Origin of the sequence: Methanosarcina sp. 1.H.A.2.2 (genome assembly GCF_000979975.1) — an archaeon.
GTDB lineage: Archaea > Halobacteriota > Methanosarcinia > Methanosarcinales > Methanosarcinaceae > Methanosarcina.
Map to the genome: position 1 here is coordinate 31,544 of NZ_JJQL01000036.1, position 20,963 is coordinate 52,506.

A 20,963-nucleotide genomic window follows, 5' to 3' on the forward strand; every position below is an offset into this window, starting at 1 on the left:
AACGGTGTTGGCGAGACAAACATTATTTGCTCTAGGGCGGTATAGCATAGGTGCAATCCCTTAGATGCCTGCCAATTCATTGGCGGGAGCCGTCACCCTGTTGTCTGTATATTGCTACGATCTACGCAGGAATTCCTTCAATATACTATCTCTCTTAATTGCGTTACTGGCTTGTAAGTTGTTTTTTATCTGGTTGGCAGGCAGGCCCTAACCCCCTTACGGCGCAGGAAGAGATAACTGAGAAATTCCTTCTCCGGGTTCCGGCTTAGATCCCCCCAATTAACCAGGAATCAGCTTTTTTGAATCTGATCAATAATTCCGTTATTAGGCAAAAGACTGAAAGAAACAATAGTTTTTAGTAGGTTTCCGCACAAGATTCTTTTGTTATGAAAGCCGTGTGCATGTGTCTGGGAGTACATCTGCCTTACAGTCCCAAATGGTACTGGCCTGTGGAGGGTTTTTCCGGAGTGCCTGAAATGGACAGGTATTTTGACCGAAATCAAATTTTTTCAAGGCTCTTGAAAACAGGGAGAGAATTTCTGCGCCTTAATGATTTTTTTCTAGAATCCATTGAAAGGGGGGGAAGCTATGCCTTTGACCTTTCAGGTCCTTTCCTGGAACAGTGCAGGTGGGACCCTGAACTTCTTGAATCTTTCAGGGAACTTTCGGAGAGTCGAAGGGTAGAGTTTACAGGAAGCTGCAGTTACCATTCCCTGAGTGCCCTTTATCCTGACCTTTCCTGGTTTAAAGAGGAAGTAATGAGTTACAGGGAAATGCTCAGGGAACTGTTAGGAGTAAATCCCAGGACTTTCGTGAACACAGAACTTCTGTACACGGAAAGAGTAGGAAGTATACTTGCAGATATGAGTTTCAGGTGCCTTATTGCCGAAGGGTCAAGAAACATTCTGGATGGATGCGATCCTGTCCGTGTTTTTGAAAACCACCTTCCGACTCTTCTCAGGCATATAAACCTCAGTGAAGACCTTGAACTGCGCTTTTCCGAAAAAAACTGGGAAGGTTATCCTCTGATCCCGGAAAAGTTCGCAGACTGGATTGCAGGCATGGAAGGGGATGTCCTGACCCTTTATTTAAATTACACAAGCCTCTGCCTTCACCACAGGAGCAAGAGCATGATAGCCGATTTTATACGGGCTTTTCCGGAAGCCCTGAAGAGCCGGGGCATTGAAATGATCACACCTTCGGAAGCAGTAAGCAGGTTCAGTCCTTTGAGACTTTCTACCCTTGGGACAGAACAGACAATCCGTTACGGAATGCACAATGCTGTCGGAAATCATGCGCAGCAACTCTACCTGAGAGAACTGGTAAGGGTAGGGGAAGAACTTGCAGAAATTAAAGAAAAACCGAATTACCAAAAGTTGAAGCATCTTTTCGGCTACCTCCAGCAGAGTGAAATCCTTTTTTCAATGAATGCTGGAAACGCCCGGGAAGGGTCTGAAAGGGCTGTGAACTACTTTTCCATTCTCTCTGATTTAAGAAGAGCCGTTCTGGAGGAAGGGGCATGACCTCTCTCTGCATGTACTTTCAGGTGCATCAGCCTTTCAGGCTGCGCAGGTTCTGGCCTGATGACAGGTCTGGTTTTTTCCGCTACTTTGATGAAAGAAGCAACAGGGAGATTTTTGAAAGAGTGGCCCATAAATGCTACATCCCTACAAACAGGGCTCTTCTGGACTCTCTCGACGAGCATAAAGGAGAGTTCAGGTTTTCCCTTTCGATTACTGGCACACTGCTCGAACAATGCGAACTCTGGGGAAAGGAGGTGCTTGAGAGTTTCCGGCAAATGGCAGAAACAGGGGCTGTGGAGTTTCTGGATGAGACCTGTTATCATTCTCTCTCAAGCCTTTTTGATGACAAAACAGAATTTATTGAAGAAGTGAAGGAACACCAAGAAATGGTTTTCGACCTCCTTGGAGTTAAACCTCAGGTATTCAGAAACACAGAACTTCTTTACAATAACTCCATAGCAAAGGTAGCTTCCGAGCTGGGTTATAAGGCAATTCTTACGGAAGGTGCAGACCATATGCTTGAGGGGAGGTCTCCTAACGTACTTTATAAGGCAAAAGACTCAGGGTTACCCATTCTCTTCAGGAACTACAAGCTGAGTGACGACATAGGGTACCGTTTTTCGGCAAGGTGGTGGGAAGGATATCCACTTACTGCGGAGAAATGGGCCTCGTGGGCTTCAGGGGTTAAGGAGGATTGTATCAATGTTTTTATGGACTACGAGACGTTCGGAGAACACCAGTGGGAAGAAACCGGAATTTTTAATTTCCTGGAAAAACTGCCTGCAGAAGTCCTCAAAAACGGTCTGGAATTCAGCACTCCTGTAGAGGTTGCCAGAAAATATTCCCCTGTAGCCGAGATCGATATTGGAGACTTTTCGACGATTTCCTGGGCTGATATGGAACGCGATACCAGCGCATGGCTTGGAAACGATATGCAAAGGCGTTGTTTTGAAGAGATGAAATTGCTTGAGCCTTTTGTGAAAAAAACAGGAGACCCCGAAATCCTGCGTATATGGAAGCACCTGTTGACTTCGGACCACTATTACTATATGTGCACCAAGTGGCTCGGGGATGGAGACGTGCATTCTTATTTCAGTGTCCACTCCACACCCTTCGAGGCGGCAGTAAACTTCATGGCAGTACTTATGGACTTCAAGGCTCGTGTATTCAGGAGCTTAACGCAATAACTTAATGAAATGTATACATATAGGTTCATGGGAGTTTGAGTCACATGGTTAGGGACTTATGCATGTTTGCAGGATTTAATGAAGATTCGCAGATTGTATGGTTCAAGGTTACTTATTCGAAAGAGCCTGGTTCTTTATCCTTAATAACTGATTTTCTTGAAAAAGAGAATGCATTCGTTATGTTTGGTCACATTGACAACATTACACAGGAGACTGGAGAATACTCCATATTTACAGAGCTTAAGAAAGATATGGATATAGAGAATCTTGCTCGAAAAATAGGAGAACTGGAAGTTGTAATTGCAGTGGAACACGGGATTTCAGAATTCGGGATGATTTACTCTGTTGATTTCCCCCTGAATGTCATAGGTGTCAGGGGAGTTATGGCAAGGGCACTCACAATTGTTGATATCATCAAAACTCTTAATCAGAGTGTGCCACATGCAGAAGGGCTTCTTACCCTATCCGGACTGCGGGGAGGAAGTCATGCTGCAAAATATTTCAAGAGTATAATGCCTATTAATAACAGCAATTTCGCAAGCATGCTTGCAGAGTTGTACAGAGCTGTGGGCTGGGGAATCCTGGAAATTGACTGTAACCCCGAAACCTACGAAGGAAAAATCATTGTTAAAGACTCGTTTATAGCCGATGTTTACGGAGCATCGGACCAGCCGGTATGTGCTTTCATGAGCGGATACTTTGCGGGTTACCTGACCGAGTATTTTGGGAAGAACATAAGTGTGAGGGAAGTCAGCTGTAAAGCCACAGGAAAGAATTTCTGCGAACATGTAATCTCACTGGCTCCCTCCAGCGCAAGCCAGGAATACCAGCTAAGAGGGGACACACGGTGATAAGACAACCGAATGTCATTCTCGGAAATGACGAACTGCTTGTGACAATGGGCAGAAAGGGAGATATTTTAGGCTTATTTTATCCTCGCAGAGACCATGCCCAGCACGTAGAAGAATCCCTTGCCTGTATCCATACAGGGGAAAAACTTCTCTGGACAAACGATAATGATTGGCATTCTATTCAGAACTACATAGAGGATACAAATATCGTATCCACAAAACTCTACCACGACTCCGGAATAAGGATCTCGATTCTTGACCTTGTGCATCCTGAAGTGCCCGTCCTTATCCGCAGGTTTAAGGTGCAGTCCCAGCAAAAGATGTCGGGAAAATTCTTTTACTATTCGAATTTAAACGTAGGGGAAACTTCCAAGAAAAACTCCGGATTTTGCGATACGGAAGCTCGCCTGCTTGCACAGTACTGGCAAAATTACTATATAGGAATCTATGCCCTGCCGGAGTTTACGGAATGGCAGATCGGAAAGGCAATGGATACCATATGGTGGACAAATTCCAAATACGATATGGAAGACGGAAAGCTGCAGCGTAACAAGGAAGATATAGGGAATATCAACAACGCTGCTGGCTGGGACCTTGAACTGGAAGCTGACGGGGCAAATGAGTTTGTAATCTTTATTGGAGCTGCATCTTCCCGGAGCCTCCTGTATAAAAGAATGTATGAGTTATCCAAAATGCCCCTGGAACACATCTTTGAAAAGACACGGGAACACTGGGTGATGTGGCTATCAAAAAAACACGTGCTCAAGATGCCAGGACTTGAAGGGCATAATAACCTGCGCCAGGAGTTATTCAATGCATATAACCGGGCTCTTCTCATGCTTTATCTCCTGAACGACCGTGAATATGGGTCTTTCGTGGCTGCTCCGGAGTTTGACTCCAATTTCGAGAAATGCGGAGGATACGGGTTTTGCTGGAACAGGGATACCTCTGAGGTTGTGCTTGCTCTCAAGCATTCCGGATATCCCGAGTATTGTGACAGATTTTTCAAGTGGTGTATCCGGGCCCAGCTCCCCGATGGTTCATGGTTCCAGCGTTACTGGCTCAACGGAGACATAGCTCCTTCCTGGGGTAATTTTGACTATTCAACCCAGATAGACGAGACCGGGTCCACACTCCATGCCATGGATGTGTATTACAGGATTCTCGAAGGCCTCAAAAAGGTTGAATTTCTGGAAGAGGTCTGGGTCTCCGTGCTCAGGGCTGCCGAATACCTGATGAAGAGGACCAAGTCCGGGCTGCATGAAAGCTGTATGGACCTGTGGGAGACTTATTACGGCGTTTTCACCTATACCAATGCCTCGATCTATGCAGGGCTCATGGGCGCCTCTCACCTTGCGGAAGAAAACGGTGAGTCTGGCATGGCAAGACGCTGGAAGAAAAGGGCGGAGTTCATCAAGCAGGCTACAATTGACCGGTTCTGGCTTCAGGAAGGCTATTTTGCAAAAGGAATCATTAATGAAAAACTGGATAAAACGATTGATGCAAGCGTCCTTGGAGCTTATATGCCCTTTGGAATGCTCTCCCCGAAAGACCCTGTGGAAAGGGATATGATTCTTTTCCTGATAGAAAATATCCAGAAAAAGCTCTCAATTCCTATCAATGCGGGTAATGGAATCAAACGTTACGAAAATGACAGTTACATCGACGGAAATCCCTGGATAATAACCACTCTCTGGCTTTCGGAGGCTATGTTTGCCTTTGTCCTCGATCTCCCCAATGGAAAAGAGGGACCTTATGCCGAAGATGTGAAAAAATTGACCGATGAAGGGGTTAAATGCCTGAGATGGGCTCTGGCCGGAGCAACAAGCACAGGGCTTCTCCCTGAACAGGTGGACAAGTCTACAGGAAAACCAGCATGGGCCATTCCTCTTGGCTGGAGCGGTTCTCTCATGCTTGACAATATCCTTCTCCTTGATAAGATTTGCAGAAGAAACGCAGGAAATCATGAATAAGGCTGAATATATGAAAAAATAAGTACTGGAAAAAGAGAAAGTAAGGGAGCCCGTTAATTACTTTATACAGGCAAGGATTTACTCCTAAGAGCGTTCCTCGAAGTAATTGACGAGCTGCCGGTTTTCTCATCGAATTCCGGATTATATGGTTTTTTTAAAAGTAATCCACAAGCTCAAACTTTGCAGATTTCTTCGGCCCCTCTCATGTACGGCCTGAGGACTTCCGGAATCTCTACGCTGCCGTCCTCACGCTGGTAGTTCTCCAGTATCGCAACGACGGTCCTGCCGACAGCAAGGCCTGAACCGTTAAGCGTGTGGACGAACTGAGGACCTTCAGGGGTTCTGAAACGGATATTGGCTCTCCTTGCCTGGAAGTTCTCAAAATTCGAGCACGAGGAGATCTCCCGGTACTTTTTCTGTGCGGGTACCCATACCTCTATGTCGTAAGTCCTGGCCGCCGAGAACCCTATGTCGCCAGTGCAAAGGCTTATGACGCGATATGGTATCTTCAGGAGTTTGAGAATCTCCTCAGCATCGAGGGTGAGTTTTTCGAGTTCTTCATAGGATGTTTCTGGCTTCACGAATTTGACAAGCTCAACCTTGTTGAACTGGTGCTGGCGGATGATGCCTCTTGTATCCTGACCATGTTTCCCCGCCTCACGCCTGAAGCAGGCGGTATATGCTGTAAGTAATACCGGCAGATTTTCTACATACTCGTCCATGAAGAGGTTGGTCACCGGGACTTCCGCGGTCGGTGCAAGATAATAGCCGTCAGCGCTGCATACATACATGTCATCTTTGAACTTTGGCAGCTGCCCTGTGCCGGTCATGGCTTTTTCATTGATAAGCACAGGCGGCAGAACTTCGAGATAACCCTGATCGGCGTGTACATCAAGCATGAAGTTTATGAGAGCTCTTTCAAGTTTCGCGCCCATGCCTTTATAGACTGTAAAGCCCTGGCCTGCTATCTTTGTTCCTCTCTCAAAGTCGAGTATATCCAGCGCCTCCCCTATCTCCCAGTGAGGCTTTGGAGTGAACGTAAATTCTCTTGGCTCTCCAACTACCCTTACAACCGGATTGTCATTTTCATCCTTGCCTATAGGCGTCATGTCAGAAGGGATATTGGGGATACTGAGCATTATTTCATTTATTTTTGACTTATAGTCGCGTATCTTATCATCTATTTCTTTAATACGATCATTGATGCCCTGCATTTCGTTTATTTTTGATAAAGCATCTTTATTTTCCTTCTTAAATTGCGCTATCTCGCGGGTGACCACATTGCGTTTATGCTTCAGGCTATCACCCTCGGTGATACAGTCCCTCCAGGCCGCGTCATATTCAAGAAGGCTATCTATAAGCTCGGTGCCCATATTCCTGTTAATAAGAGCACGCCCAACTATGTCGGGGTTATTACGTACAAATTTGAGTTCCAGCATGTTAAGCCCGAGATATCCTGCATGTTAGCTAATATATATTTTGCTATTTTCAGGCTGTAAGCCTGTCTAAAAAACAGAAAACTGAATTAATTAAGAAAAATGAATAACGGAAAAAAAGGAAATAGAGGGAATCCGATAATTAACTTATACAGGCAAGAATCTTCCCATAAGGGCTTTTCTCAAAGTAATTGACAAGTTGCCTGGTTTCCTCATTGGAATCCCCGGACTCCGAACCGAGAAGTAACCTTGAAATGCTTGCCCTGTTCATATATACAACTCTTGGTTCACCCTGAATGCCTCCAAGTTCCGCAGCTTTATCAATTGCGTCATAGAGGTTTCCAAAGTCGTCCACAAGCCCAAGTTCCTTTGCTCTGGACCCGGTATATACGCGTCCGTCGGCGAGGTCTTTTACTTCACTCCGGCTCATATTACGCCCTTCTGCAACCTGGGTTACAAAGTTTTCATAACTCTCCATGACAACGGTATCAGCGTATTCTTTTTCGTCGTCCGTAAGCCCTCTCCAGGACCCTCCCATATCTTTGAACTCTCCGGACTTTGAAATGTAATAATCTATACCTTCCTTTTCGTTGAAAGAAGACATATTCTCAAAGACCCAGATAACTCCTATGGATCCCGTACTTGTGGAGGGATTTGCAAATATGTAATCTGCGGGCGCAGAGATGTAATATGCAGCGCTGGCCGCAAGATCTCCCATGGAAACAATAACAGGGATACCCTGTTCCTGAGCTTTCTCGATCTCTATTGCAATCTCCTGGGCGGCTGCAGGAGACCCTCCAGGACTGTTTACCCTGAGCACGATTGCCCTGACGTTTTCATCTGCTACAGCGGTGTGGATGTTTTCAGAAATCTCTTCTGAGGTTGCATAGCCGAACCCTGAGGGAACGTTTCCAGTGAGCATGGAGCCCTGTACATAAATTACCGCTATCTTCTCGGAGGTCCCTAAATTTCCTCCGAAACCGAGGCCGTAGAATATAGCAGCCATACTGACTGCAATAACAGTAATCAGAGCCAGTAAGACCACAACATAGGACGTACCGCTGCGTTTCTTTTTATGTACGGAAGGAGAAGAGCCTGAATTCATGCTTAAACTCTCATTTTCAATTATTTTCTTCTCAGGAATTTTCTTCTCAGGGTCCCGGGGAGGAAGTCCCTGATCATCCGTTTTTGCTGATCCCTGTTTTTCAGGAGCAGAATCGGAATCTGAGGAATTTTCCTTGATGGTAATATCTGAAATATCCTCCTCAGGGATAATAGTCTCTTTTTTATTGAATGCACTACTTCCCGAAAGGTCGTCTCCGGATGCCTCTTCCGGATTCATACTTTCTGAATCCGTACCTTCTGAGTTTACATTTTCATCATTCATATCTGACAGGACCGCACTTCCTGGATTTGTTTCTTTAATTTCCGGTCTATGTTTATTTACTGCTGAAAACTCCAGTTAAGGGGACAGGCAAATTCTCCTGGTAGGGGAACTGCCAGAAACATATTTTTCAAAAGCCCGCAAATAAAAGGGTCAATTCAACAGGTCTGAATTGTCAGAGCAACTATTTATGTTTCTCTGCGTTCCACCCCTCTTTTATATATGATTATCAACTATCCCTCAAATAAGTTCCCTTGTACATACAATAAGCGAAATATATTTCAGAATTGCAGTCATCCAGAAGAGATACACTTATAAAAATATATGGAGATAAGAATGTCAAAATCATCCAGTAAACCCGTACTTGTCACCTGTGGCCTACCCTATGCTAACGGCAAGGCACATATCGGGCATCTCCGGACCTATGTGCCCGCTGATATTTTTGCCCGCTCCTTGCGGAAGGAAGGGAGGGAGGTTACCTTTGTTTGCGGTTCGGACACTCATGGAACCCCCATTGTCGTAAACGCCGAGGAGCTCGGGATCACCCCTAAAGAACTTGTAGAGGTCTATCATACACACTTTGATGAAACTTTCAAGCAGCTTGGAGTTTACTTTGATGCTTTTGGGACAACCGATGACCCTGAAAATCATAACCGGACCCTTAATATTGTAACCAGGTTGATTGAAAAGGGCTATGTGTATCCGAAAATCATAGAAATCGCTTACTGCCCAAAGTGCAACCGCTTCCTTCCTGACCGCTATGTGGAAGGAGCCTGCCCTCACTGCGGAGAAACAGCCAGAGGTGATGAATGTGACCAGGGCTGCGGAAAACACCTTGAGCCTGGGGAGCTTCAGAACCCTGTATGTACTATCTGCGGAGGGCCTGCAGAGTACCGCCAGCAGGAACACTTCTTTTTCAAACTTTCCGAGTTTAGCGACTACCTGCTGAATTACCTCTCTAATGACCTGGGAGGCACCACCAATGCTATTAATTACGCACTTGGCTGGGTAAAGCAGGGGCTTACGGACTGGTGTATCACAAGAAACCTTGAATGGGGAGTTAAATTCCCGGGGCATGAAGATCTTGTGGTTTACGTCTGGGTGGATGCCCCCATAGGATACATGGCTTTCACCGAGGAATGGGCTGCAAAGACAGGGGATTCCTGGGAAAAATTCTGGAAAGAGGACGGGGAGATAGTCCACTTCATTGGAGGGGACATTACCTACCACCACTGCATTTTCTGGCCTGCCATGCTTAAAGGTGCAGACTATTCCGTGCCTACAGCTGTTGTAGCATCAGGCATGGTAAAAATAGAAGATAAAAAGTTTTCCAAGACCAGAGGTTATGTGGTCTGGGTAGGGGAAGATTATCTTGACCACGGCTTCCATCCCGACCTCCTCAGGTATTACCTTGCGAGCTACACCTCCCATACTAAGGAACTGAACTTCTCCTGGCGCGTGCTTCAGGAAAAGATCAATACCGAACTGGTGGCTGTATTAGGAAACTTCCTGTACAGGACCATGCTCTTTGCTTTCAAGAACTATGGAGAAGTCCCTGAAGGGCAACTCGAACCTGAAGTAAGCGCAGAAATAGAAAAGGCTCTAAAAGAAATAAAAGCTGCAATGGCTGAGTACGAGTTCAAAAAAGCTGTCGATTCTGCCATGACTCTTGCGTCTTTCGGGAACATTTACTTCCAGTCCCATGAGCCCTGGAAACTTCTGAAAGAAGATCGGGCCGCTTGCGGACAGGTCCTCTACAACTGCCTCCACCTGGCAAAAGCCCTGAGCATTATATTTGAACCCGTGCTCCCGCTGACCATGGAAACAGCCTGGAAAGGACTCGGACAGGAAAGCGATATACATGCCGTGCAGTATGAAGAAGCCCTCGTGCCCCTGAAGGCAGGCACAAAACTTGCAAAGCCTGAGCTCCTCTTTACCAAGCTCGAAGATGACAGGATAGGAGAGATGGACGAGATTGCAAACCAGAGGGTAAAAGCTGCAGATGCAAAGAAAAACGCGGCAAAGGGGAGTGAAAAGGAGCCCGTCAAATCCGATGGAATGGGCCCTGTAGAAGAGGCAAAACCAGCCGAATAAGCCGGAGATGCAGCAAAAACAGAAGAAACAGAGCAAATAGAAACCCTTCCCCAGATAGATTACGAGGACTTTGCAAAACTTGACATCAGGGTAGGAAAAGTTATCTTTGCTGAACCTGTAAAGAAGTCAAAAAAGCTCCTGCGGGTTGAAGTGGATATAGGAGAGGAAAAGCCAAGACAGCTTGTAGCAGGCCTATCTTCATATTATACTCCTGAAGAACTCACAGGTAAATCCGTAATTGTACTCGCCAACCTGAAACCCGCCAAACTCTGCGGAGTTGAGTCAAACGGCATGATACTTGCAGCCGATGACGGTGGATCGATTGTAGCAGCTCTGATGCCGGATAAAGATCTAAAGCCCGGCTCCAGAATAAGGTAATAATTAAGAGTAAATTAAAATCAAAATTAAATCAAAATTTGACAGTTGTTTTCATGTCCGTGCATGATGCGGGCATGAACAACTTATTGAGCCGATCCCAGGGTTCATTTTAGTATCAATAAAAAAATAGTCGGGAAAATTATTGAAATTGAACCGGTAAATTAATCATTGCTTTTATCCAGTACCATTTCAAGGTAAGAAGTCCGAATAGAGTCTTTTTCCTCGGCGCCAAACTGTTTTAGCAACTCGAATAATTTTTTCCTTGAAATTTCAAGATCTTTTTCATCTCCAGCTACGATTTCGACTTCCAGGAATTCTCCGAGCCCTTCGACTGCGTCAAGACAGACAGTTATCTCTCCTGCCCTGAAGACTTCCCTTTTTTTGCGGACGATTCCGGCTTCCGAGAATCCAAGGGCACGTAGTATTCCTGTGGTAGTGGCCTCATCCACAGAAGTTTCGAGCTCTTCTCTGGTTTTGGAGACTTTATCGAGTTTGGGACCTTTATAGGTCAGCACGGCTTGACCGTCCAGGGAACGAATCCTGAGCGCCTCGTCAGTTTTTGCAAAATCCCTATAAGGAGCTGCAAAATAAGTATCTGACTGATTCTCTACCCCTATTTTTATTGCCCCTAATTTCTGAAGGATGAAGCGGACCTTTGAATGATCCGCTCTGACCTTTACTTCCACTTCAATCATAGTTTAAAGACATCTCCAATTTGATCCGGGAGGCCCCGGAAAATCCTCACTTTAGAATCATTAACGGAATCCGGAAGAATCCGGATCCGATCATGTATCTGCAGGGACGAATTTGGTGCCGTAGTAGATCATACCGTGCTCGCCGTCTTCCCCGAGCTTCCTGAACACGGATTTAACCCGTGTTCCAATCTGGATTTTTTCAGGGTCTCCAATCACCTGGGAGGTTAGACGGGGCCCTTCATCCAGTTTAATAATTGCAAGGGTATAGGGAGTCTGGTTTTCAAAACCTTCCGCAGGCGTGTGAATCAATGTATAGCTTACGATTTCGCCGGTGCCTTTGAATTTGAATGATTCGAGCTCACCCATGCGCCTGCAGTTTACACAAACATTGCGCGGGGGATAGAAATATTCCCCACATTCCTTGCAGCGGGTCCCTTCAAGGTTATACCTGCTGCCCAGGTTTCTCCAGAATCTTGGTACAGAAGACATCGAATATCACCTCTCCCTCGAGAAAATGTGGATTACTGCGGTCGCTCCTGACCCTCCTACGTTGTGGGTCATTCCATACTCGGCTCCTGCTACCTGGCGCTTTCCTGCATCCCCGCGAAGCTGGGTTACAATTTCCACAGCCTGCTTTATGCCTGTTGCTCCCACTGGATGTCCGCAGGCTTTCAGGCCGCCGGAGGTGTTGACAGGGATCCTTCCGCCTATCGCAGTTTCCCCATTTGCTGTGACAATTCCGCCTTTCCCTTTTTCTGCAAATCCCAGGTCTTCAATTGCGCAGATCTCAGCAATGGTAAAGCAGTCATGTACCTCGACAAGGTCGATATCTTCAGGTTTCAATTTTGCCATGGAATATGCTCTCTTTGCAGCCATTACGGTTGCGTCCAGGGTTGTGATATCCCTTCTGTCATGCAGGGCAATTGTGTCACTTGCCTGGGCTGTTGCCTTAATGTAAATGGGCGTATCAGTATATTTGTGGGCAACTTCCGCAGGAGCCAGAACAAGTGCAGATGCTCCGTCTGTTATAGGGGAGCAGTCAAAGATATGTAACGGGTCGGCTACCATTATTGAATTCAGTACGTCGTCCACGCTAATTTCATTCTTGTACTGGGCAATGGGGTTAAAACACCCATTTTTGTGGTTTTTTACGGCTACTTCTGCAAGCTGTTCGCTTGTAGTTCCGTACCTGTGCATGTGCAGCTTTGCAATCATTGCATAAAGCCCGGGGAAGGTTGCTCCTGCCATGCCTTCCCATTCCCGGTCAGCAGCTGCTGCAAGAGCTGAAGATGCCTCTTCAGACCCGACATCAGTCATCTTTTCTGCTCCTGCTGCTACTACGATGTCGCTGTAGCCTGAAGCCACAGACATTATAGCCTGGCGCAGGGCAAGCCCTCCGGATGCACAGGCAGCTTCTACTCTGGTAGCCGGGACATGAAGGTTTCTCGAAAGACCGGAATAGTCTGCGATAAGGGCACCTATGTGCTCCTGATCAATAAAGCGGCCTCCACTCATGTTTCCTACATACAGAGCGTCAATCTCTTTTCCACTAACGCCTGCGTCCTGGATTGCTCCGATCCCGGCTTCTACGACGATGTCTCTCAGGGAACGCTCCCAGAGTTCCCCGAATTTTGTATTCTTTATTCCGATAATTGCTACGTCTCTCATGTATTCACCCCGTTTTCAGGCCAGGCGGATTTTACCTTTATGTCTGGCATACTTTGCGTAGTCGATGTATATAGGATCCTTGATAAGTTCGGAAACCGTCGGAGCCAGGTTTCGAATTTCCTCAATCCTGTCAGTAACTGTTATGCTGAATGAATCGGACCCTGCTCCGGACCCGAAGGCGGTTGCAAAAATCCGGTCCCCGGGTTTTGCCTGGTCAAGGGTTGCGGCGATTCCCATAAGGCAGGACCCTGAATATGTATTCCCTATTTTTGGAACTACAAGTCCCGGAGTTATCTGGGCTTTTGTGAACCCCAGCATCTTTGCAGCTTTGGTAGGGAACTTCCCATTTGGCTGGTGGAAGACTGCATAATCATAATCTTCAGGCTTTGTCCCTAGTTTTTTAAGCAGACCTTTTGCGCCGTTTGTTACATGTTTGAAGTACCCCGGCTCTCCTGTAAACCGGCCTCCATGTTCGGGGTAAGGCATTCCTTCCCTTCTCCAGAAGTCAGGAGTATCTGTTGTAAAAGAGTACGTATCTTCAATGATTGCTGCAAGTTCGGATTCTTTTCTCCCGATGAGGCAGGCGACTCCTCCTGCTGCGGCAGTGTACTCAAGGGCATCACTGGGGGCTCCCTGGGAAACGTCTGCTCCTATAGCCATGCCAAGGTCAATCATTCCGGAACCCACCAGTCCCATACATGCCTGAACTGCAGCTGTTCCTGCCTTACATGCAAACTCAAAGTCTGCTGCAGTCATTTCAGGGGTTGCGCTGATAGCCTGAGCTACGATAGTGCTGGTCGGTTTTACAGCGTAGGGATGACTTTCTGAACCTGTATATACCGCCCCAATTCTGGAGGGATCGACGCCGCTTCTTGCTATTGCGTATCTTGCAGCTTCCACTGCGATCGTTGCTGCGTCTTCATCTACATCAGGTACGGATTTTTCGTACACCATGAGGCCATTTTTAAGAGCCTCTGCGTCATCACCCCAGAGCCGGGCGATTTCTTCAATTTTTATACGGTATCTCGGGACGTAAGCACCGTATGATACAATTCCAATAGTCATGTGTTCACCTGTTTTTGAGTGTTTAGGGCATCTTCCAGGGGTCATTCCCTTGCATAGTATTGACTGTATTTTTTCAGTAACTGCACAATCTGGTCGAGGTCCATTGTAGTTGCGACCAGGGGTACACGGTCTACTTCCGCCATCTTGACTGCAACAGGTTCGACCTCTTCTTTACAGAGCCCGTGAAGCACAACGGCTCCGGGTTTCAGGTTGGTGACTCGGATAGCTACCATGGGGGATTTCCCGGTACTGACCTTCGTAAAGATCATGGCTCTGTCCGTACTCCAGCCGTAGAGCTTCTGGAATTCGTGGGAGGAAAGTTCCAGGACTGCCCGCTGGCTGTCGATGACAGAAAAACCATATAGAGGTCTTTCAGCTCCTTTGTAGACAATCTCGCCTTCAATAAGGTTTACCAGTTTAGCAAGCTGTATCGGGATAGTATACTCGTAGGTTGAGTAGATTGATTTTGAGCCGCATTCGGCGTTAAGTATCGATTCGTAGGTGTGAATCTTTTTGCCTCCCCGCTCTATATCAACTTCAAGCAGGGATTCCACGATCTTCCGGACGATCATTGTCCCTGGAGACTTTCGCCTCCCGCTTTCATAATCACTGATAACAGAGGGAGAAACCTTCAGGTAATTTGCAATATCGGTCTGGGATATCTCAAAGTTTAACCTCCACTTTTTCAGTGACTCTCCGGGTTTTTCTGAGAGTGTGATATCTCCAGCCATTTTTTCTGCCAGGCGGTTGCGCAGATTTTCTGAGGAATCGTTGGATGTCATGACTTACTTAATCTAAGAGGAAACGTTCCCTTATATATTTAACGAATGCGAGTTCGGCAATTGTCGCAGAAGCTTGACTACCGTGTAAGGGCGAGATCTTATCCAAAAAATTTATATCAATTGTAAAAGAAATTCTAATGTGATGCCTGCAGATTCACGGAATCCTGAGATAAGCGTTTCTGATCTTCTCCTATATATCAACTGCCCGCGACGCGTATACTTTGTCAGCCGGGGTTTTGAACTGTTTCCTGAAATAAACGCTTCAAGGCTTGAAAGAATGCTCCTTAAAGAGCTTTCTCTGACTTTTCCTGAAATTGTGAGGGAATGTTCGTTAAACGCCGATAACTTGTGCAAAGAACTTGAAACTGCTTTTCTCCAGGTATGTGAAGATCTCCCTCTTATGTTTCCAACAGAATTCGCATGCATTGAAAAGGAAGTCCTTGAAGAAGGGAAGACGCGGGCAAGAGCTAAAATTCCGGAAATTGCGGCTAACCTTCTCAGAGGACTTGAAGAATTCGGAAAAGATCCTATGCTTGCGGCACTTACGCCTGTTAAAACCGAGCCATTTCTTTCATCGGAAAGGCTTAACCTGAAGGGTGTTCCGTCCAAGCTTGTCTGTTTCGAGGGCATGAATGTCCCCTCTATTCTAAAACCGGGAAACTGCCCTGTTCAGGGTGTGTGGGCATCTGACAGGATGCATGCTGCATCCCTTGTCCTTCTCCTTGAAGCCGAATCCGGAAAAGAGGTGCCCTTTGCCTTTGTTGAATACGTAAGTTTTGGCCTGATTCGGAAAGTGGCTATCCGAAGCTCGGATCGCAGGGAGGTATTAAAAATCTGCAGGCGTGTGGAGAAAATAAAAGCCGGATTCATGCCCGAGAAAAAAGAAGAAAAATTCTGTACGGAATGCACTTTTTCAGAGAAGTGTGTTTCAAATTCGTCCCTTATGTCAAAGTTTTTCTAAACCTGAAGCAGGCAGAAAAGATTACAGAGCAATGAAAAAAGCAAGTTCGTACATTTCTTAAAAACAACGTCTCTCATTTATTAAGTTTAAGAAAGGACTTGTGTTGAGTATGAATATATAAGCGTTCTATCCAGAGTCTCTAGCAATCCGTCTATTAAGTAATAATTCTGAAAAACAGAATCATAAATCAAATGTTCTTTCTGATTGTTTGATACTCTGGACAGAAAAGTTATAAGGGGATAATTAATAGGAGTTTATGGAGTTCAAACGTACTTTCCAGATCACTCGAACTCCATAAAACATGCCCTAAGAGGCACGAGTTATCTCACTTTCCGCAGTAAATTTTCGCATATTCACAATTTTTTCTGCTATCGATTTTCAATAAAACGTGGATTTATTGGAATTTTATGCAGGAGGTAAAGTAACTATATGGCGTATCATAGAGACCAAAAAACGATATTATTCAATTTTCTCCAAGTTCCATTAAAAATCCAAATTAATTTGATTTGTTATAAAAACGCTATCCGGAAAAAGACAAATCTTTGAAAAAATACTGAGAATGTAGGGTATATTGGATTGATTTTAATTAAGGGGTTAAAATGCCAAGAAGAAAATTTCTTATCATATTTGTAGGTATATGCCTTTTGTTAGTAGGCATTATCGTTTTACCTTATGTTATTAGGCATAACTCTCTCCCTGACAAAAAAGAAAATAATACTTTGTTAATCATACATAATCAGGGAAATACAAGTCATGAAGTTACTGTGAAATTATTTGACTCAAAAAACAACTCTATATTTAATGAATCATATATTTTAGCTCCTGGGGAAGATATAAGAAGTCAATATCCAGTTGGATTGGTAACGGGGACATACATTGAAGTTACATTAAATAACAATATTACAAAGACCGAAACTGTTTCTCAAAATTTGAGCGATATAGCTATCTTATATATTAATATAGATGCGCATCCCGATGATCCATTGGATCTAAGCATTGCTGTTCCATGAATTTGATGGTATTAAACTGAACTAGGTTCTCTTAAATTCACTATTAAACTTGCCCAAATTTTTAAGATTTATTTTTATCTTCTTTGATTTTGGTATAAAAAGATGAAAATCCTTAACAAAAAATCATCTTTTAATTTTTATTAGAAGAGACGATTTGTAGCACATGCAGCTATATAAGTTTTCTAGCCAACTCATCAAACTATTCGTCCTATTAAGTAATACTTCTGTAAAACGTAATCCTAAACTCAACATCCTTTCTGATTATTTGATAACCTGGCCGGAAAACTTATAAGGAGTTGACAATGAGGAGTTTATGGAGTTCAAAAGTATTTCCCGTACCACACGAACTCCATAACATACGCCCTAAGAGGCAATAATTATGTTAGCTTTGTGTATATTTAAGCTTGCCTGATTTTGCCTCCTAGGGAAAAATAACTAGGAGTGAAACAAATGATTTAGTACTGTTTACATTAAGGAGCTATACCAATGAATCGGATATCAATAAGTCAGACAAAACTGTCACTATTTCTAATATCACTCACTTTTTTTGCTTGGTGGATAGAAGCCTTCGTTTGTATGTTTATTACATGGAATATGCCTAATCCTCCTCTTATTAATCTCCTATCGTTATATCTCTTCTCACTGCTTCTTCCCGCAGTTGGACTTTTGATTTTTATGAAAAATACAAAAAAGACCTCATCCAGATGGTATTGGGGAATTCCATTTCTTATCGGACTTATATTATATACATTTATCAGGGACTTTTCATTTATGAGACCGTTGGAGCCAGGTGCTCTATTTCAATTCACTTATGGTCAGTCATTCATTGCCTCCTTTGACAAGTGGCATCTGTTAGAGGGTCGCTCTATAGCGACTGACCCTTTCATAAATTCCATTTCTATCTTCTTTTCTCTAGCTTCTGCACTATTCTGTCTTTCTGTCCCGGAAGAAAAAAGGAAGAAAATGATGTTACCATTAGGACTCTCTCTTGTCGCAGCACTTTCTAATATGATACTTTTTGTAGAATACTCGATGAAAAATCCCGGAGACGTTCCCATTTTTTTCTATATATATTCAATAGCTATTCTCATCCTTGGTTTATCATTCATAAGAGTAGCTGTCATCTATGACAAGTAATAAGTCCATATTTTTGAAAAAAATAGGATTTTCATATTCCAATAGTAGTAATAAATTCTCGATGATTAACTTACCAGTTTTGTGTGTGAAATTTCGTTCTAGAAGAAAACATTGATGATAGCCTTATGATTGTTGATATCGGCAATCCTTCCTCTCTAATTTTAAAAGGGATTTGTGATGTTTGTGCTAGTGATGTTGAAGTTTCCGGGAATTATATCTATGCAATTAATGGTGTTAATGGTCTTGTTATTCTGAAAGCAAACCCAGAACAATCAGCGTTTATTGTTGCAGACTTCAGCAGCAATTCTACATCCGGTTACGCCCCTCTTTCGATCCAGTTTAATGACAGTTCTCAGAATGAAACCGTATGGAACTGGGACTTTGGAGACGGATTAAATTCAACGAATCAAAACCCGATCCATACTTACTCCTCAGCAGGAACTTATAATGTTGAACTGACAGTAATAAATGGAAACAGAACAGCCTCAAAAGAGGCTACGATATTTGTGCTGGATGCAACTAGTTTCAGTGAAAAAAACAGCATCGGAGGCGAAGGAGAAGATAGTGCTGGCGTAATCATAACAAAAGATACAAGCATTCCTGCAAAAGGAAGCAAAAGAACTCCTGGATTTGAGATAGTTTACGGAATCATGAGCCTGATAGCTGCATTCTGGATAAAGGAGATTAATAAAAAGTAAGTAGAAAATTTTCCTAAAATTATTTAGTCTCGGGATTCGTTTCAATTTTTTCATACATTCATAATCCAAAAATCTTATTCGATTATGTAGTAAGTCCAAATTTCTCGATGATGGTACTAGTGCCATGGCAATTTAATTACTGGGCTTTAATGCTTAGACAATACATCATCCGTAGTCCCTTTCTTAATTCCGAGGACACAGAACTAAATTTTCTAGACACTAGCATGAAAGAAAAATGCCAGTTGAGGGATAAAAGATGAAAAGTAACACTATATCAACAACGCCAACTGTCACTTTTTCGATTTCACTTCCATCTGTGGCAATGTCTAATGAAGCACACATAGGATACGCCCTCACAAGAGCTTTGGGGATAACAGCACTTGCGATTTTAATATTGGTGAGTTTAGCAGGTGCCGCTCCTTTTGCATATGTGACGAGTATAGGTATCGACACCGGCACTGTTTTTGTAATTGACACAGCAACTAACAATCTTACAGCCGTGGTGCCTATAGAAGGCTGGGCTGGAGAAGCCGCAATCAACCCTGCAGGAACAAAGGTATATGTGACAGACTCATCAGGATTCAGCACCAATGTTTTTGTAATTGACACCGCGACAAACACTGTTGATGCAGTAGTGGATGTGGGAATTTATCCCCGGAAAGTTGCAGTTAATCCCAAAGGGTCCAGGGTTTATGTGACGAATCGTTACAGTAGAGTGGACGATAACAGCAACAATGTCTCTGTAATTAACACAGTAATTGGCACATCCACAAACACTGTAATGGACCCGGTTAATATGGGGCTAAGTACTTCTGACGTTGCATTCTCCCTGGATGGGAAAAAAATCTATGCTACCAACAGTCGCAACAACACTACCTCTGTAATTGATGCGGCTACAAACAAAGTTACAGCTATTGTTCCTGTAGGAGATTATCCTACTGATATTGCGGTCAGTCCTGATGGAAATGAAGTGTATGTGATTAATTCAGGGAGCAACAATGTTTCTGTAATTGACACGGCTACAAACAATGTTACAGGAACTGTATCTGTAGGAGACAGCCCCGGTGATATCGCAGTCACTCCTGATGGTAAAAAGGCATATGTGACAAATTCCGGTTCCTACAAAGATCCCGGCAACACTGTTTCTGTAATTGATACATCAACAAACACCGTTACAGCTACAGTGTATGTAGGAACTGCTCCGAGGGGGATTGCAGTCACTCCAGATGGAAAAAAGGCATATGTAGTGATCTCTGATAGCTACTCCAGCGACTACAATAATAATGTCTCTGTAATTGACACAACCACAAATACTGTTACAGCGACTGTGAATACAGGAAAATATACTATGAACGGTCCTGCTGGAGTTGTCATTGGACCTTTTAGAAGTTCTGATATGACTGATCAAAGCATAAAGGCAACCTACAATGAAACTGACCCGAGTACAATGGCGAATTTAAACGCAACTGAAGATATAGGAGTTGAAGAAACTAACTTATCATCGTCTGAAGACAAAAGTGCTGTTGAACTCAATAATTCAAACAATAATACTGATACTAATAATTCTGAATCTGATAATGGTAGTAGCTCAGGTGAAAATGAATCGAGCAAAAATAACTCTATCCCAGGTTTTGGATTATTGGGAAGTTTAGCCTGCCTGTATGGTGGATGGAAACTCAGGAAGAAGTAATGACGGCCCTGGATAACCAGATCGCTGGCAATTGGTAATCTGTAGCCTGTTGGATCTGGTAAATGAAGCATAGAAACCTGATGTATCGAAGCTTCACGTATTTTAGGGAGTTTACATGAATGCAAAATCAGCTAACATAATATCACGTATATTAGCACTGATAGCTCTTATTATAGCACTATATAATGCATATCTTGGATGGTTAGACAAATCAAAAGACTCTTACCTATTTCTTGTATTGATATTTGTTATGCTATCGGTACTTGCCGCAGAATATTCTAAAAAACAAAATCGCTAAGATTCGGGCTTAAAATTTATACTATTCCTGCAATTGGATAATGGGCAAGGTTAACTTTTGAATCGAAAAGTAAGTTTTTCCGAAATTATGGTCTAAATTCACATTTTAAACATTGAGTAGTTTAATGCTGCTG

At 43.9% G+C, this 20,963-nt stretch carries 16 protein-coding genes and 1 pseudogene; 10 read left to right on the top strand and 7 right to left on the bottom strand.

Translation table 11 applies throughout. The annotated features are described in order from the left end of the window. Positions 1-386: 386 nt before the first annotated feature. From EO93_RS05330 to EO93_RS05345, 4 genes are read left to right on the top strand one after another with little or no spacing between them, the layout of a single operon-like run. Complete coding sequence (locus tag EO93_RS05330; protein ID WP_048161343.1) at positions 387-1,523, top strand: glycoside hydrolase family 57 protein; 1,137 nt, start codon at positions 387-389, stop codon at positions 1,521-1,523. Continuing rightward, a complete protein-coding gene (locus EO93_RS05335; protein WP_048134144.1) occupies positions 1,520-2,710 on the top strand; it encodes a glycoside hydrolase family 57 protein in 1,191 nt (396 codons plus the stop codon). Before EO93_RS05330 ends, EO93_RS05335 begins: the two co-directional genes overlap by 4 nt. A 44-nt stretch (positions 2,711-2,754) precedes the next feature. Then, a complete protein-coding gene (locus tag EO93_RS05340; RefSeq protein WP_048134142.1) occupies positions 2,755-3,561 on the top strand; it encodes a V4R domain-containing protein in 807 nt (268 codons plus the stop codon). Then, the gene (locus EO93_RS05345; RefSeq protein ID WP_048134140.1) at positions 3,558-5,534 is read left to right on the top strand and encodes a glycoside hydrolase family 15 protein; all 1,977 of its coding nucleotides are present in this window, start codon (positions 3,558-3,560) and stop codon (positions 5,532-5,534) included. Before EO93_RS05340 ends, EO93_RS05345 begins: the two co-directional genes overlap by 4 nt. 173 nt (positions 5,535-5,707) lie before the next feature. Here the strand turns inward: EO93_RS05345 and serS are convergent, their stop codons facing one another. Together serS and sppA are read right to left on the bottom strand one after the other, a co-directional pair. After that, positions 5,708-6,973, bottom strand: coding sequence for a serine--tRNA ligase (serS, locus tag EO93_RS05350; RefSeq protein ID WP_048161344.1), 1,266 nt, complete (start codon positions 6,971-6,973; stop codon positions 5,708-5,710). A gap of 139 nt (positions 6,974-7,112) precedes the next feature. Next, positions 7,113-8,312 carry a signal peptide peptidase SppA gene (gene sppA, locus EO93_RS05355; protein ID WP_235284121.1) on the bottom strand — a complete coding sequence of 400 codons (1,200 nt, stop codon included), beginning with the start codon at positions 8,310-8,312 and terminating at the stop codon, positions 7,113-7,115. 378 nt (positions 8,313-8,690) lie between these two features. Between sppA and metG the strand changes: the two are divergent. Further along, positions 8,691-10,826: pseudogene (gene metG, locus EO93_RS05360) on the top strand (methionine--tRNA ligase). 161 nt (positions 10,827-10,987) lie between these two features. On the opposite strand, the gene cyaB reads toward metG, so the two are convergent. The 5 genes from cyaB to EO93_RS05385 form a co-directional block, all read right to left on the bottom strand. Further along, entirely contained in the window at positions 10,988-11,521 is a 534-nt protein-coding gene (gene cyaB / locus EO93_RS05365) for a class IV adenylate cyclase (RefSeq protein ID WP_048134132.1), read from the bottom strand. A 90-nt stretch (positions 11,522-11,611) separates the two neighbouring features. Continuing rightward, complete coding sequence (locus EO93_RS05370) at positions 11,612-12,010, bottom strand: Zn-ribbon domain-containing OB-fold protein (protein WP_048134130.1); 399 nt, start codon at positions 12,008-12,010, stop codon at positions 11,612-11,614. 6 nt (positions 12,011-12,016) lie between these two features. Further along, complete coding sequence (locus EO93_RS05375) at positions 12,017-13,189, bottom strand: thiolase domain-containing protein (RefSeq protein ID WP_048134129.1); 1,173 nt, start codon at positions 13,187-13,189, stop codon at positions 12,017-12,019. A gap of 15 nt (positions 13,190-13,204) precedes the next feature. Next, positions 13,205-14,254, bottom strand: coding sequence for a hydroxymethylglutaryl-CoA synthase (locus tag EO93_RS05380; RefSeq protein WP_048134126.1), 1,050 nt, complete (start codon positions 14,252-14,254; stop codon positions 13,205-13,207). A gap of 41 nt (positions 14,255-14,295) precedes the next feature. Then, entirely contained in the window at positions 14,296-15,036 is a 741-nt protein-coding gene (locus EO93_RS05385; RefSeq protein WP_048134125.1) for a helix-turn-helix domain-containing protein, read from the bottom strand. 142 nt (positions 15,037-15,178) lie between these two features. Between EO93_RS05385 and EO93_RS05390 the strand changes: the two genes are divergently transcribed. The 5 genes from EO93_RS05390 (at position 15,179) to EO93_RS05410 (ending at position 20,532) form a co-directional block, all read left to right on the top strand. Beyond that, positions 15,179-15,997 carry a Dna2/Cas4 domain-containing protein gene (locus EO93_RS05390; RefSeq protein WP_235284122.1) on the top strand — a complete coding sequence of 273 codons (819 nt, stop codon included), beginning with the start codon at positions 15,179-15,181 and terminating at the stop codon, positions 15,995-15,997. A 599-nt stretch (positions 15,998-16,596) separates the two neighbouring features. Then, positions 16,597-17,007 (top strand): hypothetical protein, encoded by a 411-nt coding sequence (locus tag EO93_RS05395; protein ID WP_048161347.1) that lies wholly within the window; start codon positions 16,597-16,599, stop codon positions 17,005-17,007. Between the two features lie 675 nt (positions 17,008-17,682). Further along, positions 17,683-18,144 (top strand): hypothetical protein, encoded by a 462-nt coding sequence (locus EO93_RS05400; RefSeq protein ID WP_156161239.1) that lies wholly within the window; start codon positions 17,683-17,685, stop codon positions 18,142-18,144. Between the two features lie 110 nt (positions 18,145-18,254). Then, positions 18,255-18,842 (top strand): PKD domain-containing protein, encoded by a 588-nt coding sequence (locus tag EO93_RS05405; RefSeq protein WP_255350197.1) that lies wholly within the window; start codon positions 18,255-18,257, stop codon positions 18,840-18,842. A gap of 256 nt (positions 18,843-19,098) precedes the next feature. After that, positions 19,099-20,532, top strand: coding sequence for a YncE family protein (locus EO93_RS05410; RefSeq protein WP_082107570.1), 1,434 nt, complete (start codon positions 19,099-19,101; stop codon positions 20,530-20,532). Positions 20,533-20,963 lie beyond the last annotated feature (431 nt).